Annotated in this window: 18 protein-coding genes; 9 read left to right on the top strand and 9 right to left on the bottom strand. The window is 71.7% G+C overall.

The features are described from left to right. Position 1: 1 nt before the first annotated feature. From AB0D53_RS34445 to hemL, 5 genes are all read right to left on the bottom strand, one after another. On the bottom strand, positions 2 to 766 hold the full coding sequence (locus tag AB0D53_RS34445) for a cytochrome c biogenesis protein CcdA (protein ID WP_362453186.1): 765 nt from the start codon (positions 764 to 766) through the stop codon (positions 2 to 4). Between the two features lie 4 nt (positions 767 to 770). Continuing rightward, positions 771 to 1382 carry a TlpA disulfide reductase family protein gene (locus AB0D53_RS34440; protein WP_362453184.1) on the bottom strand — a complete coding sequence of 204 codons (612 nt, stop codon included), beginning with the start codon at positions 1380 to 1382 and terminating at the stop codon, positions 771 to 773. Positions 1383 to 1449: 67 nt separating this feature from the next. Continuing rightward, positions 1450 to 2700: a hypothetical protein gene (locus tag AB0D53_RS34435; protein WP_362453183.1), complete on the bottom strand. Its 1251-nt coding sequence runs from the start codon at positions 2698 to 2700 to the stop codon at positions 1450 to 1452. A gap of 341 nt (positions 2701 to 3041) precedes the next feature. Further along, on the bottom strand, positions 3042 to 3758 hold the full coding sequence (locus AB0D53_RS34430; RefSeq protein ID WP_362453182.1) for a histidine phosphatase family protein: 717 nt from the start codon (positions 3756 to 3758) through the stop codon (positions 3042 to 3044). Next, positions 3755 to 5062 (bottom strand): glutamate-1-semialdehyde 2,1-aminomutase, encoded by a 1308-nt coding sequence (hemL, locus tag AB0D53_RS34425; protein WP_362453181.1) that lies wholly within the window; start codon positions 5060 to 5062, stop codon positions 3755 to 3757. The genes AB0D53_RS34430 and hemL overlap by 4 nt, the downstream gene beginning before the upstream one ends. 138 nt (positions 5063 to 5200) lie before the next feature. Between hemL and AB0D53_RS34420 the strand changes: the two genes are divergently transcribed. Next, complete coding sequence (locus tag AB0D53_RS34420; protein WP_362453180.1) at positions 5201 to 5791, top strand: hypothetical protein; 591 nt, start codon at positions 5201 to 5203, stop codon at positions 5789 to 5791. A gap of 195 nt (positions 5792 to 5986) precedes the next feature. Here the strand turns inward: AB0D53_RS34420 and AB0D53_RS34415 are convergent, their stop codons facing one another. Continuing rightward, on the bottom strand, positions 5987 to 6544 hold the full coding sequence (locus tag AB0D53_RS34415; RefSeq protein ID WP_362453179.1) for an NAD(P)H-dependent oxidoreductase: 558 nt from the start codon (positions 6542 to 6544) through the stop codon (positions 5987 to 5989). Between the two features lie 124 nt (positions 6545 to 6668). Between AB0D53_RS34415 and AB0D53_RS34410 the strand changes: the two genes are divergently transcribed. The 5 genes from AB0D53_RS34410 (at position 6669) to AB0D53_RS34390 (ending at position 11582) form a co-directional block, all read left to right on the top strand. Next, positions 6669 to 7322: a TetR/AcrR family transcriptional regulator gene (locus tag AB0D53_RS34410; RefSeq protein WP_362453178.1), complete on the top strand. Its 654-nt coding sequence runs from the start codon at positions 6669 to 6671 to the stop codon at positions 7320 to 7322. Positions 7323 to 7496: 174 nt separating this feature from the next. Continuing rightward, on the top strand, positions 7497 to 8498 hold the full coding sequence (locus tag AB0D53_RS34405) for a nitroreductase (protein ID WP_362453176.1): 1002 nt from the start codon (positions 7497 to 7499) through the stop codon (positions 8496 to 8498). Between the two features lie 40 nt (positions 8499 to 8538). After that, positions 8539 to 9423 carry a universal stress protein gene (locus AB0D53_RS34400; RefSeq protein ID WP_362453175.1) on the top strand — a complete coding sequence of 295 codons (885 nt, stop codon included), beginning with the start codon at positions 8539 to 8541 and terminating at the stop codon, positions 9421 to 9423. A gap of 93 nt (positions 9424 to 9516) precedes the next feature. Then, complete coding sequence (locus tag AB0D53_RS34395; RefSeq protein WP_362453174.1) at positions 9517 to 10653, top strand: hypothetical protein; 1137 nt, start codon at positions 9517 to 9519, stop codon at positions 10651 to 10653. A gap of 128 nt (positions 10654 to 10781) precedes the next feature. Then, on the top strand, positions 10782 to 11582 hold the full coding sequence (locus tag AB0D53_RS34390) for a helix-turn-helix domain-containing protein (protein ID WP_362453172.1): 801 nt from the start codon (positions 10782 to 10784) through the stop codon (positions 11580 to 11582). Positions 11583 to 11601: 19 nt separating this feature from the next. Here the strand turns inward: AB0D53_RS34390 and AB0D53_RS34385 are convergent, their stop codons facing one another. Continuing rightward, positions 11602 to 12039, bottom strand: a complete 438-nt coding sequence (locus tag AB0D53_RS34385; RefSeq protein ID WP_362453171.1) for a GNAT family N-acetyltransferase — start codon at positions 12037 to 12039, stop codon at positions 11602 to 11604. 189 nt (positions 12040 to 12228) lie between these two features. Here AB0D53_RS34385 and AB0D53_RS34380 point away from each other — a divergent pair, with 189 nt between their 5' ends. Together AB0D53_RS34380 and AB0D53_RS34375 are read left to right on the top strand one after the other, a co-directional pair. Further along, positions 12229 to 13074 (top strand): NAD(P)H-binding protein, encoded by an 846-nt coding sequence (locus tag AB0D53_RS34380; RefSeq protein ID WP_362453170.1) that lies wholly within the window; start codon positions 12229 to 12231, stop codon positions 13072 to 13074. A gap of 92 nt (positions 13075 to 13166) precedes the next feature. Then, positions 13167 to 13910, top strand: a complete 744-nt coding sequence (locus AB0D53_RS34375; protein WP_362453169.1) for a Mut7-C RNAse domain-containing protein — start codon at positions 13167 to 13169, stop codon at positions 13908 to 13910. A 21-nt stretch (positions 13911 to 13931) separates the two neighbouring features. Here AB0D53_RS34375 and AB0D53_RS34370 read toward each other — a convergent pair whose 3' ends face one another. Both AB0D53_RS34370 and AB0D53_RS34365 read right to left on the bottom strand, forming a co-directional pair. Beyond that, positions 13932 to 14510, bottom strand: coding sequence for a MarR family winged helix-turn-helix transcriptional regulator (locus tag AB0D53_RS34370; RefSeq protein WP_362453248.1), 579 nt, complete (start codon positions 14508 to 14510; stop codon positions 13932 to 13934). Positions 14511 to 14652: 142 nt separating this feature from the next. Beyond that, complete coding sequence (locus tag AB0D53_RS34365; protein WP_362453168.1) at positions 14653 to 15225, bottom strand: TetR family transcriptional regulator; 573 nt, start codon at positions 15223 to 15225, stop codon at positions 14653 to 14655. A 125-nt stretch (positions 15226 to 15350) separates the two neighbouring features. On the opposite strand from AB0D53_RS34365, the gene AB0D53_RS34360 reads away from it, so the two are divergent. Then, positions 15351 to 16817 (top strand): FAD-dependent oxidoreductase, encoded by a 1467-nt coding sequence (locus AB0D53_RS34360; protein ID WP_362453167.1) that lies wholly within the window; start codon positions 15351 to 15353, stop codon positions 16815 to 16817. Positions 16818 to 16829: the final 12 nt, after the last annotated feature.

Here is a 16829-nt window from a genome sequence, read left to right as displayed (position 1 = left end):
CTCAGATCCCCACCGTGAAGCCGTTGGACCAGCCCTGCAATTGCTGCATCATCGTGCCCCACACGCCGGTCAGCAGGAGCAGACCGGTCACGATCATCATGACGCCGCCGATGCGCATGACCCATGCGTAGTGCCGCTTGACCCAGCCGAACGCGCCGAGCGCCTTGCGGAAGGCGACGGCGGCGAGCACGAACGGGACGCCGAGGCCGAGGCAGTACGCGATGGTCAGTACCGCCCCGCGTCCGGCGGTGCCCTGGTCCATCGCGAGGATGCTCACCGAACTGAGCGTCGGGCCGAGACACGGGGTCCAGCCGATCCCGAAGAGGGCGCCCAGCAGCGGTGCGCCCGCCAGCCCGGTCACCGGCCTCTTGTGGATACGGAACTCACGCTGCGTCATCCAGGGCATCAGCCCCATGAAGAAGATCCCCATCAGGATCATCAGCACGCCGAGGACCTTGGTGAGGATCCCGCTGTTGTCCTGGAGGGTCTGACCGAAGAAGCCGAAGAGCGCGCCGCCGGAGACGAACACGGCGGTGAAGCCGAGTACGAAGAGCGAGGCGCCCGCGACCATCCGCCCCCGCCGGGCCTGCGCCAGGTCCGTGCCGCTGACCCCGGTGACGTAGCTGAGGTAGCCGGGAACGAGCGGCAGGACGCACGGCGAGAAGAACGAGACGAGCCCGGCGAGCACGGCGAGCGGCAGCGCGACGATCAGCGCCCCGTCCACGATCGTCGAGTTCTCGCCCTGGAGCGCGGCAAGGGTGTGCACGGAATCACTTCTCCGCGATCAGCGGGTCGATCATCTTGTGCAGCTTGTCGGAGTCGAGCGCGGCCAGGGAGCGGGCGGCGATCCTGCCGTCCCGGTCCAGGACCACGGTCGACGGAATGGCCTGCGGACGCAGCGTGCCCTTGGGGAAGCGGAGCATGAGCTTGCCGGTCGGGTCGTAGAGGCTCGGGTAGGGGACCCCGTAGTCCTTCTCGAAGCTGATCGCGGGGCCCCTCTTGGGGTCCCGGGTGTTGATCCCGACGAACTGGACGTCCTTGTCCTTCGTCTCCTTCGCCACCCGCGAGAAGTACTGGGCCTCCAGGCGGCAGGGCCCGCACCACGAGCCCCACATGTTCAGTACGACGACCTTGCCCTTGTAGTCGGCGACGTCGAGCTGCTTGCCGTCGAGGGTCTCGCCGTCCAGCTTCGGGGCGGCCTTGCGGTCGCCCTTGTCCACGGTGGAGATACCGCCACTGCCCGTGACGAAGTTGGTGTTGCCACCGCCTCCGGCCTTGTTGCCGTCCCCGCCGCACGCGGTCAGCGTGAGGGCGAGTGCGGCGGCCGCTGCGGGGGCGGCGAGCAGGGTGAAGCGGCGTCGGGGTGCGCGGCCATAGCTCATGTGAAAAGTTTCGCATGGCTGTTTCGACGATCTCGGGCACCCCCCTCAGTGCCCGTAAAGCCCGTTGTCAGGCTTGTTTAAAGAAGGCGTTCCAGCCGCCTTCGGGGGACTGTCCGACCTCCAGCGTGCGGAGCTTGTCGAGTACGTCCGGGGTCTGGACGTCGAGCCAGTCGACGAACTGCCGGAAGGAGACGAGGCGCACATCCGGCTTGCCCGCGATTTTCTTGAGCACTTCCTCGACGGCGTCCATGTAGATGCCGCCGTTCCACTCCTCGAAGTGGTTTCCGATGTAGAAGGGCGCGCGATTCGTCGAGTACGCGCGGTTGAAACCGGCGAGGTACGACTGGGTGGCCTGCTTGCGCCATTCGGGATAGCGCGAGGGCATGCCCTTGGTCGAATTCAGCGACTGGTTGGCGAGGATGTTGTAGTCCATCGAGAGGACCTCGAAGGTGTGCCCCGGGAACGGCATGGCCTGGAGCGGCAGGTCCCAGACGCCCTCCCGCTTCTTGGGCCAGACCTGGGTACCGCCGGGTGAGCTGGCGTCGTAGCGCCAGCCGAGCTTGCTCGCCGTGGGCAGCAGATTCTCCTGGCCGAGCAGACAGGGGGCACGGCCTCCGACCAGTTCCTTGCGGTAGTCGAAAGGCAGCGGGTCGAGGTCGGTCCAGCCGGTGTTCGTACGCCATTCGGTGACGAAGGAGACCGCTTGATCGATTTCGTTCCGCCACTGGGCGGAGGACCAGTTCGCGACCGATCCGGAACCGCTGCAGAAATGCCCGTTGAAGTGGGTTCCGATCTCGTGCCCGTCGAGCCAGGCCTGACGGACGTTCTTCAGCGTCTCCTTGATGTGGGCGTCGGTGAGATATCCGATGTCGGAAGCGCCGACGGGGTTGTTGGGCGGCCGGTACATGGACTTCTTCGACTCGGGTAGCAGATAGAGCCCGGACAGGAAGAAGGTCATCGCCGCGTCATGATCCCTGGCGAGTTCCAGAAAGCGCGGGAAGAGCCCGTTGCCGACCTCGCCCGCCCCGTCCCAGGAGAAGATCACGAACTGCGGCGGCGTCTGCCCGGGTTCGAGCGGGACCGGCTTGGCGGGCTGATGCGGCTGCTTCCCGGTGTCCGCGGTGGAACCGTCCCCGATCTTCCGCACGTCCTTCTTCGCGGACCCGGTTCCGCGGGTGCTTCCGTCGGAACCCTTCTCCCCCGTGGTCCCCGACCGGCCCGCGTCCGAGGAACCGAAGGCGCCACAGCCCGCCACCCCGACGGCGGCGGCGGCTCCAAGCCCGGCTCCGAGCAGACCCCTTCGGCTGATGTCGCGCATGATTACCCCATCTGCGGTCGTTTTGCCTTAAGTCCATACAAACTGGCGAAGGCTTAGATGGGTGAATCAACACGAGGGTTCCGCTGATTAGCACATGATTCTTTGTGTGACCAGGCCCCGGGCGTGGCCGAACGCATGACCTAGCAGGTGGCACGGGGTGGGAGCAGTGCTTCGACCACCACCGGGGACAGCGATCGCCGGGCAGACGGAAAATCGCCGGACGGGCGAAAATCAAGCCCGTCCGGCGATCGAGGACAGAACGGCGACCACGGACGAACCGGCATCCGACGCCCGGGACCGGGGCCCCCGCACCCCGCCCGCCCCGTCGGTCCGTGGGCCGGCTACGCGCCGAACGCCTTCGACTTCCCCTTCACCGGCTTCGCCCCGGCCCGCAGATGAGCCGGCACCAGGTCCCGCGCCGGCTCCGAGTACCCGACCGACACGATCTTGTCGCCCTGGTACGTGAAGGTGGTCAGCGAGGCGAGGGTGCACTGCCGCTTGCGCGGGTCGTGCCAGAGCCGCCGCCGCTCCACGAAGCTCCGCACGATCCAGATCGGCAGCTGGTGGCTGACGCAGACCGCCTCGTGGCCGCGGGCCGCGTCGCGCGCGGCGTCCAGCGCGCCCATCATCCGTACGACCTGCTCGATGTACGGCTCGCCCCACGACGGGCGGAACGGGTTCGTGAGGTGCTTCCAGTTGTCCGGCTTGCGCAGCGCGCCGTCGCCGACGCCGAAGGTCTTGCCCTCGAAGACGTTGGCCGCCTCGATGAGCCGCGCGTCGGTGGCCAGGTCCAGGCCGTGCGTCTTGGCGATCGGCGTGGCCGTCTCCTGGGCGCGCTCCAACGGGGAGGCGACGACATGGGTGATGTCGCGGCCCGCGAGGTGCTCGGCGACCCGGTCGGCCATCTGCCGGCCGAGCTCGGAGAGGTGGTAGCCGGGGCGGCGCCCGTAGAGCACGCCCTCCGGGTTGTGCACCTCGCCGTGCCGCATCAGGTGGACGACGGTGATGTCCTTGTCCTTGCGGCCTCCGTCGTCCTTGCGGTTTGCGGTCTCGCTCATGCGGTGGCCTCCGAGGCGGCGCGGGCGGCGGCGGGCAGGGCGGCGGCGATGCGCTCGACGGCCTGCGTGTCGTGGGCGGTGGAGACGAACCAGGACTCGAAGGCCGACGGGGGCAGGTAGACGCCCTGCGACAGCAGCGAGTGGAAGAAGGCGTTGAAGCGGAAAGCTTCCTGCTGCTTGGCGTCCTCGTAGTTCCGCACCGGGCGGTCGGTGAAGAAGACGGAGAACATGTTGCTCGCCGCCTGCACCGTGTGCGCCACGCCCTCCTTGGCCAGCGCCTCGCCGACCAGGCCGCGGATCTCCGCGGAGACCGCGTCCACCTTGGCGTACGCCGCGTCGTCGAGCAGCCGCAGCTGGGCGAGACCGGCGGCGGTGGCGATCGGGTTCCCGGAGAGGGTGCCCGCCTGGTAGACGGGGCCGGCCGGGGCGAGGTGGGCCATCACGTCCGCGCGCCCGCCGAAGGCCGCGGCCGGGAAGCCGCCGCCCATGACCTTGCCGAAGGTCATCAGGTCGGGCCGCACCCCGTCGACGCCGAACCAGCCGGCCTTCGACGTGCGGAATCCGGTCATGACCTCGTCGGAGATGTAGAGCGCACCGTTCGCGGCGCACAGCTCCTTGAGCCCCGCGTTGAAGCCGTCCAGCGGCGGCACGACGCCCATGTTGCCCGGCGACGCCTCGGTGATCAGGCAGGCGATCTCGCCGGGGTGCGCGGCGAACGCCTCGCGGACGGCGTCCAGGTCGTTGTACGGCAGCACGATCGTGTCGCCGGCCTGCGCGCCGGTGACCCCGGGGGTGTCCGGGAGGGCGAAGGTCGCGACCCCGGAACCGGCGGCGGCGAGCAGCGCGTCGACGTGGCCGTGGTAGCAGCCGGCGAACTTCACCACCTTGGCCCGGCCGGTGAACCCGCGGGCCAGCCGGATCGCGGACATGGTCGCCTCGGTGCCGGACGACACCAGCCGCACCTGCTCCACGGGCTCGACCCGGGCCACGATCTCCTCGGCGAGCGCGACCTCGCCCTCGCCGGGCGTACCGAACGAGGTGCCGCGGGCGACGGCCTCCTGGACTGCGGCGATGACCTCCGGGTGGGAGTGGCCGAGGATCATCGGCCCCCACGAGCACACGAGGTCGACATACTCACGGCCGTCGGCGTCGGTGAGGTAGGGACCGCTGCCGGACACCATGAAGCGGGGCGTACCGCCCACGGCCCGGAAGGCACGGACGGGAGAGTTCACGCCGCCGGGCGTCACGAGGGACGCGCGGTCGAAAAGCGTCTGCGAAACTGGGGCGTCATAGGGAAAGCTCACACAAGCCATGGTGTCAGAGCCGCGGACGGTCTTGCGGACAGGTGTTTCACCGCACGCCCGTGGGGGAGGTCACTGACACGATGATCGGGTTGCGCGGCGGGGGCTGTGTCTCCTAAGTAGTAGTCGGGTGGATGAGATATGCATCGCGGTGGCGGAGTGGGCGAAGGGACCGACGACCTGGGGCCCGAGCCTGCCCGGCGGGGTCGGCACCGGCGTGAGGCGGAGCGCGAGCAAGGCATACGGGCCGGTGGTACGCACGGTGGCGAAGCCGGAAGCAGGAGTGGTGGCCGCGTGGGGGTGACCTACAAGTACTTCGGTGCCCCTGACGGGGCCACCGCGGCACGCGTGCCCATTTCGATGCGCCCCGAGGAACTCGGCGGCGACGAGCTGGGCATGGGCGGCATGTTCACCAAGATCAAGCCGGAGACGGTGGCGGCGATGGTCCTCACCGGAATCCAGGGCATACCCCTGCACCGGGTCCCCCCGCTGGAACTGGTCGTGCTGCACCCCGACTACGCGGTGGTCAAGCTTCCGATGACGGTCGTCGACCCGCTGCGCGGCGTCGGCGAGGAGTCGGTGGGCGCCGCGGCGTTCATCTGGTCCACGGTCCCGGACCGCGGCGGCCCGCGCGACGCGTTCAACGTGTACCAGCTCCTGCACGAGTGGCAGGACTTCTCGCACCGGCTGCATGACGCGGGGCACCAGGCGTACTGCCTGGTCTGGCCCTGACCCGGGCCCGTTCGGCGCGGTGCCGCGGCGGGGCGCGCTCACCCGCCCAGGGTCGTTTGGAGCATGACGACGGCGGTGGCCGGGCGTTCTCGCCCGGCCACCGCCGTCGTCGTACACACAGGGCCTGACAAGCCCGTCGTACACGCAGGGCCCGAGGGGCCCGTCGCACACGCAGGGCCCGAGGGGCCCCGGAGGTCAGGCAGCCGCCGGGACGGCCGAGCGCACCTGGGCGATGACCTCGGTGATCGCGGTGACGACCTCGGCGTCGTCCGCCGGGTGGGTGTCGGCGAAGCGCGTCACGGAGCCGGGGATGGACAGCTTGACGTCCTCCAGGACCACGGCGCCCGCGATGCCGACGGACTTGCGGGCGTCGTCCTGCGCCCAGACGCCGCCGTACTGGCCGAAGGCGGTGCCGACCACGGCGACCGGCTTGCCGGAGACGGCGCCGGCGCCGAACGGGCGCGACAGCCAGTCGATGGCGTTCTTCAGGACGGCCGGCATGGTGCCGTTGTACTCGGGCGAGAACAGCAGGAAGGCGTCGACCCCTGCCGCCACCTCACGCAGCCGTGCGGCGGCCGCCGGGACGCTTCCCTCGACGTCGAGATCCTCGTTGTAGAAGGGCACATCGGCCAGGCCCTCGAACAGCTCGATCTCGGCACCCTCGGGGGCGTGCTTGGCAGCGGCCTCGGCGAGCTGACGGTTGTGCGAGCCGGCGCGGAGGCTGCCGACGAGGGCGAGGATGCGTACAGACATGGAAACTCCCGGAAGGCGGCGAGGCGGTTGCGAGGAACATTCAAGCGGACCGTGGTCCGTTTAAAGTTGTACCAGCTAAACGGACCACGGTCCACTTATTCCTCCCGGGCGCTACGCTGAGGTCATGACCGGCCCCGTCATCCCTCCCTCACAGGTACCCGAACCAGGAGGAGAGCGGATAAATCTCCCGCTCGCCCCGACCGACGAGCCCCCGCAGCTACGAGCGGACGCGGCGCGCAACCGCACGCTCCTGCTGGACGCCGCCTCCCGGCTCCTGTCCGGGTGCGGAGCGGCGGACCTGACCATGGAGTCGGTGGCCGCCGCCGCGGGAGTGGGCAAGGGAACCGTCTTCCGGCGCTTCGGCGACCGGGCCGGGCTCCTGATCGCGCTCCTGGACCACCGGGAGAAGCAGCTCCAGGCCGCTTTCCTCTCCGGCCCCGCGCCGCTGGGCCCCGGCGCCCCGGCGGCAGACCGGCTGCACGCCTTCGGACCCGCCGTCCTGCGCCACGAACGCAATCACCACCCGCTGATCCTGGCCAGCCGGAGCGACCCGCTGCGCCACTACGCCGTCCCGGCGCTCCATCTGCGCATCAACCACATCGCGATGCTGCTGCGGCAGGCGAACGTGCCCGGCGATCCGGAACTGCTGGCGCACACCCTGCTCGGCTCCGTCGACACCGCCCTCGTGCACCACCTCACCACCGAGCGCGGCATGCCCCTGGAGCGCCTGGAGGAAGCCTGGCACCACCTGGTCACCCGGCTCGGGGCACCCGCGTAGACAGACCGGCGCCCCGACCCTCCGCCTTCCCCCGCGTTCCCCCGCGTTCCCCCGCACGACGGGATCCCGAGAATCACAGGAATCACGACCTTCGGGAGGAAAGACCCATATCGCCTCGGCGGCTCTTGATACATGCTGGAGAGACATCGACAGTTCCCGACCCCCGGGGGTCCGATGTCCACCGAGACACTCACCGACGCCGTGGTGACCGGCCTCGTCGCCGACGCCACCGCCGCTCCGTCCATGCACAACGCCCAGCCCTGGCTCTTCCGCTACGGACGCGGCAGCCGCACCCTCGTCCTCCGCGCCGACTTCGAGCGCCGGATGCCGGAGGCCGACCCCTCCACCCGCGCCCTTCACATCGGCTGCGGCGCGGCCCTGCTCAACCTGCGGGTCTCCGCCGCCCACCACGGCCTGGACGCGGTCACCGCGCTGCTGCCCTCGCCGTCGGAGCCGGCCCTCCTGGCATCCGTACGCCTGGACGACCGCCCCGACACCCCCCTCGGGCCGTCCGGCGAAGCGCTGCGCGCGCTCCATCCCGCGATCGCGGACCGGCACACCAGCCGCTATCCGTTCGACGAGCAGGCGATCCCCGACGACGTCCGGGCGCGTCTCGCCGCGGCGGCCGGCGCCGAGGGCGCGGACTTCTCGTTCCTGGCCGGGCCCCATCTGGAGACCGTGCTCGGCCTGATCCGGGACGCCGAGGGGTACGACCGCGGGGACCCGGCACGGGAGGCCGAGCAGGAGCACTGGGCCAGGAACACGAAGTCCGACGCGCCGGTCGACGGCGTCCCCGACTACGCCTTCGGCCCCCGCGACGCCGCCGAGCGGGCGACCAACCGCGACTTCGCCGGCACCGTCCCCTTCGCCGGCCGGCCCCATGTCCGGTTCGAGCGCCGGCCCCAGCTGGCCCTGCTGAGCACCGGGGGCGACCGCCCGGCGGACTGGCTGCGCGCCGGTCAGGCGCTGGAGCGCGTCCTGCTCACCGCCACGCTGGAACGGGTGTCCACCTCGTTCGCGACCCAGCCCCTGGAGTGGCCGGACCTGCGCTGGGTCCTGCGCGACCCGGTCCACGGCGCCGGGCACCCCCAGATGATCATCCGTCTGGGATACGGGCCCCGGGGGCCGCGCACACCGCGCCGCCCGCTGGACCGGGTGCTGACGATCGAACCGTAGGAACGCCCGGAAGAGTCCCCGAGAGAAGGCGGTGTGCGCGATGCGGCTCCCCGTGGTCGTCGGAGTGGACGGATCGGATGGCAGCCTGCGGGCCCTGGACTGGGCCGCGGAGGAAGCGGCACGCTCCCGGCTCCCCCTGCGCATCGTGCACGCCTCGCTGTGGGAGCACTACGAGGGGCTGCGGCCCGGAGCCGACGACGAGCACCCCGGCGAACAGGCCCTCGCCGAGCACCTCGTCGCCTCGGCCCGGGACCGTGTGCGGGACCTCAGGCCCGAGGTGGGCGTGGTGTCCGACGTGCAGCCCGAGGACCCGGTGGCCGCACTCGTGCGGGAGAGCCACAAGGCGGCACTCGTCGTCCTGGGGTCCCGGGGACGGGGCCGGATCGCCGGAATGCTCCTCGGCTCCGTCGGACTCTCGCTGGCCGGCCGGTCCCACTGCCCCGTCGTGGTGGTTCCCGCGGTCCTGCCGGCCGCACCGGCGGAACCCGGCCGCGTCGTCGTCGGGATCAGCGACGCCGACGCGCCCTCGGCGGCCGCCGTCTTCGCCCTGGCCCAGGCCGCGGCGCGCCACGCGGAACTGGTCGCCGTACGGGCCTGGCGCCGCCCCGCACACGAGCTCCTGACCCACCCGCCGCTCCCCGGCTCCCCCGCGTCCCCGCAGCGCCGACGGGCCGAGGACCACCTCGACGCGATCCTGGGGGCGCTGGCCGAAGGGGACGATTCCGGAACGGCCGTCCACCGGTCGGTCGTACAGGGACCGGCGCACCAGGTACTGATCGACGCCGCCGAGAAGGCGGAACTGCTGGTCGTCGGCGCCCGGCGGAGCAGCGGGTGGCACGGACTCCAACTGGGCCCGGTCAACCACGCGGTGCTGCATTACGCGCCCTGCCCGGTCGCCGTCGTCCCGGACACGTACCAGGGCTGATGCGCGTCGGGCCGCGGCCGTACGGTTCTCCTCGTACCGATGCACGCACGTTCGAGTCGCTGCACCCACGCACGAGGGGGAGGGCCCGCCCACATGGTCGACGCCGCCGTCGCACGCCTTGTCACCACGCTCGCCGCACCGCTGGACCGGGTGCGGGACGCTGCGGACGCCCCGGCTCTCCTGCGGTGGCCCGCGCCCGGTGGCGGGCGGCCGGCAGGTGTCCGGTGCCTGCTCGTCCAGCACGGTGACACCGAGCTGGCCGTCGTCGACCCCGACTCCCCGGACGCGGCGGCGGTCCGTTTCCCCGCGCCCTGGCCCCGCGGCTTCGGCACCTGCACGGTGGCCCCGGACGGCGGCCTCGCGGTCTTCGCCGGGGTGCACGCGGTGCGTGCGGTGGACCGGACGGGGGCGGTGCGCTGGGAGGTCCGGCACGGCTGCCGGGAGGGCAGCTGCCACACCCTGCACACCACGTACGCGGAGTACGCGGCCGACCGCCGCCATCTCCACGCGGACAGCGGCTCGGCCGTGTTCTCCGCGGACGGGAGCCTCGTGTGGGCCCATGTCCGCGGCCCGGTCGCCGCGTCCGGGCCCGATCCGGAGGCGCTGGACGAGTGGCTGGTCCTCGACGCCGCCGACGGACGGGTGCTCGGCCGGGCGGAGGCGGAGACCGCGGCGATCGGCTCGGACCACGTCCCGCACCCCGACCCCGCCCGCATGGGGCTGTGCGTCGGCGAGGGCCAGGACGGGGTGCCGATGCTGTGGGGCAGATGGGACGGCGAGAGGCTCTCCGTCCAGCGGTTCTGCGACGACGAGCGGATCCTGACCGACGTGAGCCCCTCCGGCGACCGCTTCCTGACGGTGACCCATTACGAGGAGACCCTCGGCGTGCACCGGGTCGTCGACGGTTCCGTACTGTCCGAACTCGGCACCGAGCACACCGTCCCCCGCCACCCCGGGGCCGATCCCGACGACCGGGACGCCGACGAGGCGCTCTGGGACTACGCGTGCGGCTTCCTCGACGAGGAGACCGTCGTCGCCGGTACGTCGGAACGGGACGAGGAGTACGGCGAGGCGCGCCACTGGCTGGTGGGCACGGCCGGGGCGGAGATGCGGCTGACCGCGCAGCTCACGTACCCGTTCCCGGTGTCCGGCGCGCCCACGGCCCTCGGCGACGGCACCTGGTACACGGTGACGGAGGCGGGCGACGCACTGCACGTGTGGAGCCGGTAGGCGGACATGGGCCGGGGAGGGCACGTGTGCGGGGCGGGGCGGCCTCCACGCCCCCGGGGAGCGACCACCCCCGGCCGTCCGTCCCGGGCGCCCGGGGGTGGTGGACCCCGCGCCATAGGATCGCCGTCATGGCCGGTCCTCGACGCGACACCCGGGGCATCGTCGACGCCCCCGAGCTCTTCGCCCAGGTACGTTTCCGCCGCCGTGAACCCGCCGCCGGGCTACGGCCGTACCTGGAGCACTACTGGCTGATCGACTGGGACCTGTCCCAGCCGTACGCCTCCCACCTGGTGCCGCACCCGTCGGTGAACCTGGTCTTCCAGCGGTACGAGGACGAGGCCGATTTCGCGGAGGTCTCGGGCATCGGGCTCGCTCTCTTCACGCAGAAGCTGGCGGGCCGGGGCCGGGTCTGCGGGGTGCAGTTCCGGCCCGGCGGATTCCGGCCGTTCGCACCGGACCGGCCGGTCTCCCGGTGGACCGGGCGGCGGCTTCCGGCCGCCGAGGTGTTCACCCCGCCCGCGCCGCCGTCGGACGTGCTCGGCCCGGCGGACGAGGACGCGCGGGTGGCGGCGCTCGACGCATACCTGCTGGCTCTGGCCCCGGAGCCGGACCCGCAGGCCGAGCGTGCGATGGCCCTGGTCGACCTGGTGCGCACGGACCGCACGGTGCGCCGCGTCGGCGAACTCGCGCGCATGGAGGGGGTGTCGTCGCGCTCGCTCCAGCGGCTCTTCGCCACGTACGTCGGTGTCGGCCCCAAGTGGGTCATCCTCCGCTACCGCATCCACGAGGCGCTGGAGCGGGCCGAGTCGGACCGGCAGGTGGACTGGGCGGCGCTCGCGGCGGAGCTCGGCTACAGCGACCAGGCCCATCTGACCAGGGACTTCACGGCCACGGTCGGCGTACCCCCGAAGGCGTTCGCGCCGCACTGAGTGTCCGGGCGTCCGGCGCTCAGTCCGAACCGAGGGTCTTGTCGAAGTTGAACGCGACGATGTCCAGCCGCTCCCGCAGATAGAAGCGGTGGGCATCGGTGCGGTGGGTGCCCGAGTCCAGGTTGAGGTGGAGACAGCCCTCCTCCCTGGCACGGTCCTCCAGATGGCCGAGGAGCCTTCGGCCGACCCCGGTGGAGCGGGCACCCCCGGCGGTGACCAGGTCGTCGACGTACAGCATCCGGATCTGGCTGGTGTTGTCGACGACGCGCCACCCGGCCGCGCCCACACAGGCGCCCCCGTCGTCGTAGGCGGCGCTGAACCGCAGGCCCTGCCCGTACCCCCGCTCGTAGATCTCACGGAAGAGGTCCTCGGTGAGGTGGGGGCGGAGTTCACGCAGGACGGGGAGCAGGTCTTCGGCCAGTCGGGCGTCGCCGGGTTCGAGGTCGGTGATCTTCATGCGGGAACTGTAGAGGCGCCCGGCCCGCGCCCCGCCGGCGCTTTCGGTCCCGCCTGCCTGCCCGCCCGCCTGCGTGCCTGCGTGCCTGCCGAAAACGTTTGACGGCTCGGGACTCCTCCGGGATATTTACCTGCGTTGCGCAACCTATGCGCAGCGCAGTCATATCTTCAGAGGAGAGGTTCCTCCGCCATGCACACTCTCGTCACCGGATGCCGCGGCCGTATCGGCGCCGCTCTCGTCCCGCTGCTGCACCGCGACGGCCACACCGTCCGCGCGGCCTCGCGCAAGCCCGGGGACCTCGCCGCCACACTGCCCGCCGGCGTGCCGGTCGTGACCTGCGATCTCGGCGATCCGGGCACCTTCGATGCCGCTCTCGACGGCATCGACTCCGTCTTCCTCTACGCCGAGCCGTCCGGCATCGACGCCTTCCTCGCCGCCGCCGAGACCGCCGGGGTCGACCACATCGTGCTGCTCTCGTCCAGCTCGGTCCTCGCCCCGGACGCCGGGGACAACCCGATCGCCGCCTCCCACCACGCGGTGGAGCAGGCCCTGATCGCCTCGCCCCTCATCACGACGTCGCTCCGCCCGGGCGCCTTCGCCAGCAACGCGTACCAGTGGGCGCACTCGGTACGGGCCCACGGCTCCGTCGACCTCCCCTACCCCAACAGCTACAGCAGCCCCATCGACGGAGCGGACATCGCGGAGGCCGCCTTCGCCGTTCTCACCGACCCCCGACTGCGGGGCGTCGCGTACCACCTGACCGGCCCCGAGTCGCTGACCGCCGCCGAACAGGTCGGGCTGCTGGCAGCGGCGAGCGGGCACCCCATCACCGTCAATACCGTGTCCGGGGCGGCCTGGAAGGAGTCGATGGCCGCCTATCTGCCCGAGCAGGTCGCCGACGCACTGCTCGCGTACGCGGCCGCCACGGACGGCTCCCCGGACGAGGTGACCGGCGACGTCGAGAAGCTGACCGGCCACCCGGCCCGTACCTTCGCCGCCTGGGCCGCGGAACACGCCGCCGCCTTCCGTCCCTGACCGCACCCGCGGGCGGTCGAACCCCCTGGCCGGCACACCCCTGGATCGAAACCCCCTGGCTGGTACACCCCTGCCGATGACATCCTGACGGGGTGAACGGACCGGAGATCCACCTCGAAGTCGCCCCCGAGCTGCGGCTCTTCGTCGCCCATGAGCGCCGCCGGGGACGCACGGCCGTGACCACCGACGGCGCCTCCACCCTCGGCCATGTCGTGGAGTCGCTCGGCATCCCGCTCACCGAGGCCGGGCAGATCCTGGTCGACGGCCGCCCCGTGCCCGTCTCGCACATCCCCGGGGACGGCGAACTGGTCGAGGTACGGGCCGTGGAGCGCCCCCAGCACGTCCCGGGCGCGCCGCTGCGGTTCCTGCTCGACGTCCACCTCGGCACGCTGGCCCGTCGGCTGCGGCTGCTGGGTGTGGACGCGGCGTACGAGAGCGAGGACATCGGCGATCCCGCGCTGGCCACCCGGTCGGCGGACGAGCGGCGCGTACTGCTCTCGCGGGACCGGGGGCTGCTGCACCGCCGGGAGATCTGGGCCGGGGCGTATGTCTACAGCGACCGCCCGGAGGACCAACTCCGCGACGTGCTGGGCCGGTTCGCCCCGCACCTCGCTCCCTGGACCAGGTGCACCGCCTGCAACGGCCCGCTGAGAACGGCCGACAAGGACTCGGTCAGCGACCACTTGGAGCACGGCACCCGGCGCTCGTACGACGTCTTCGCGCAGTGCACGGAGTGCGACCGTGTCTACTGGCGGGGCGCCCACCACTCCCATCTGGAAGCGATCGTCACCAAGGCGCTCCACGAATTCGCGCCCGCTCCGGCGGACGGGGCGTAGTTCCGGGGAGGCGGTACGGCGTCAGCCCCGCCCGGGGCCGGTATCCGAAGGCCTGAGGTCGCTTCCCAAAGGCCCGGGGCGGGTGCCCGAAGGCCGGGCGGCCGTCGCATCGCCCTCGGCGGTCGCGTCGCCGGCCTTCCGCAACGCCTCGACCTGCGATGCGCTCAGTTCGACCGTCCGCCGCATGTGAGTGATGAGCAGGGCCACTTCGTTGTCGTCGTACGCCTCGAACATGGCCGCCCACGCCCCGTTCAGCCGCTGCCATACCGCGCCGATCTCCGCCATCCGCTCCGGCACGGTCGCGACGAGCACCCGCCGCCGGTCGACGGTGTCGCGCTCGCGCGTCACGTACCCGCCCCGCTCCAGCCGGTCGACCAGCCGGGTCGCCGACCCCGTGGTCAGCCCGGTCAGCTCCGCGATGCGGCCCGTGGTGACCGGGCCCGTCTCCAGGCCGAGCAGATTGAGGCACTGCAGGTCGGTCGGGTGGAGCCGCAGATGGTCCGCGACGGCCTGGTTGAAGAGCGCGTACGCGGCCATGTAGCGGCGCGACTCGACGGTCAGCTCGGCCATCAGCGCACTGCGGCGGGACTGCTGGGACATCTGCGACATGCAGAGAGTGTACGAAGCAGACAACTCGTCCGCCCCGACCCGATCCGCCGGGCAGGCCCCGATTCACCGGCACCCCCCGATCCGCCGGGCAGGCCCCCGATTCACCGGCACCCCCTGATCCGTCGGGCAGGCCCTACGGCGCCTCGGCGGTCAGGTAGCGCTGGACGGTGGGCGCGAGCCAGGCGATCACCTCGTCGCGCGACATCTCGACGGCCGGCCCGAAGCGCAGCACGTAGCGCGTGAGCGCCATTCCGAGTATCTGCGAGGCGACGAGCGCCGCACGGTGGGGCGCTTCGGCCGGAACGGGGCAGACACCGGCCGTGACCGCGCCGATCTGCTCGGCGAAGACCGCCCGCATTCGCTCCGCACCCGCTTCGTTGGTGACACCGACCCGGAGCATGGCCGTGAGCACGTCGTCGTTCTCCCAGCGGTCCATGAAGTGCGTGACGAGGACCGAACCGACGTGCTTGCCCGGCAACGCCCCCAGCTGGGGCATCCGCAGATCGATCGCGGACGCGGCGACGAACAGCCCCTCCTTGTTGCCGTAGTAGCGCATGACCATCGACGGGTCGATGTTCGCGTCACGGGCGATGGCCCGGATGGTGGCGCGCTCGTACCCGTCGGCGGCGAACCGCTCGCGCGCGGCTTCGAGAATCGCCGCCTTGGTGGCATCCGAACGGCGGGGCGCAGTGGCGGGCTTCGTCATGCCAACAAATGTAGGCCAACAAGCGTTGACATGCCAGCCCCGTCGGGACTACCGTTGCCAACAAGCGTTGACCAACGCTCGTTGGCACGAAGGTGAAAGTTGATGAACGGGCCCAGGAGGCAGTCATGACCACCACCCCGCGCACCACACCCGAGAGCGTCGACGTCATCGTCGTGGGCGCGGGCCCCACCGGCCTGCTGCTCGCAGGGGATCTCGCCGCCCAGGGCATCTCCGTGACGCTCGTGGAGCGCCGCCCGCACCGGACGAGCAATATGACGCGCGCCTTCGCCGTGCACGCCCGCACGCTCGAACTGCTCGACAGCCGCGGCCTGGCCGACGAGCTGATCAAGACGGGCACCCCCCTCAGCTCCCTGCGCTTCTTCGGCAAGCTCTCACTCGACCTCGGCCGGCTGCACACCCGCTTCCCCTTCGTGCTGATCACCCCGCAGTACGAGGTGGAGCAGCTGCTGGAGCGCCGGGCCCGCACCGCCGGCGTCCACTTCCGGTACGAGACGGAGCTGACCGGGCTCCGGCAGAGCGCCCCGTCGGAATCGGTCAGCGCCGAGCTGCGCGAGCCGGACGGCAGCCGGGCCACTCTCACCGCCCGCTATCTCGTGGGCGCCGACGGGATGCGCAGCCCCGTGCGCCAGGCACTCGGCCTGCCCTTCCCCGGCAAGTCCGTGATCCAATCGATCGCCCTCGCCGACGTCCGGCTCACCGAGGAGCCGGACGACACCCTCACGGTCAGCGGCGGCGGGGACGCCTTCGCCTTCATCGCGCCCTTCGGCGACGGCTGGTACCGCGTGATGGGGTGGAGCCACTCCCGCCAGGCCGCCGACAGCGGCCCCTCCGACCCCGTCGATCTCGAAGAGCTGCGCGAGATCACCCGCAGCGCCCTCGGCACCGACTACGGCATGCACGACCCCCGCTGGATCTCCCGCTTCCACAGCGACGAGCGCCAGGTTCCGCGCTACCGCACCGGCCGGGTCTTCCTCGCCGGGGACGCCGCCCATGTCCACTCGCCCGCGGGCGGCCAGGGCATGAACACCGGCCTTCAGGACGCCGCCAATCTCTCCTGGAAGCTCGCCGCCGTACTGCGGGGGCAGACGGCCGACCCGGAGGCGCTCCTCGACAGCTACCACGCCGAACGGCACCCGGTCGGCACGAGAGTGCTCCGCTCCAGCGGCGCGCTCGTCCGCCTCGCCATGGCACGCACCCCGCTCCAGCGAGCGGTCAGAACCCTCACCGCCAACGTGCTGTCCACGGTCCGGCCCGCCTCCGACAAGACCATCGGCATGGTCTCCGGCATCTCGATCGCCTACCCGGCCCCGCGCGGCGCACATCCCCTCACCTCGAAGCGCGCCCCCGACCTGAGCCTGCGGGAGGGCCGTCTGCACCAGCTGCTGCGCGACGGGACGTTCGTCCTCGTCACCCCCGCCGGCGCCACCGCTCCGCCGTCATCGACCCCGCTGGTGCACGCCCACTGGCGGAGCGACCGCGCCACCACCCTGCTCGTCCGCCCCGACGGCTACATCGCCTGGGCGAGCGAGCACCCCGGCCCGGCGGAGCTGCGGGCCGCCCTCACCCGATGAGCACGCGCCCCG

Source organism: Streptomyces sp. NPDC048295 (assembly GCF_040652135.1).
GTDB lineage: Bacteria > Actinomycetota > Actinomycetes > Streptomycetales > Streptomycetaceae > Streptomyces.
Note: the sequence above shows the minus strand (reverse complement) of the source record. Positions and strands in the feature narration are given on the sequence as shown.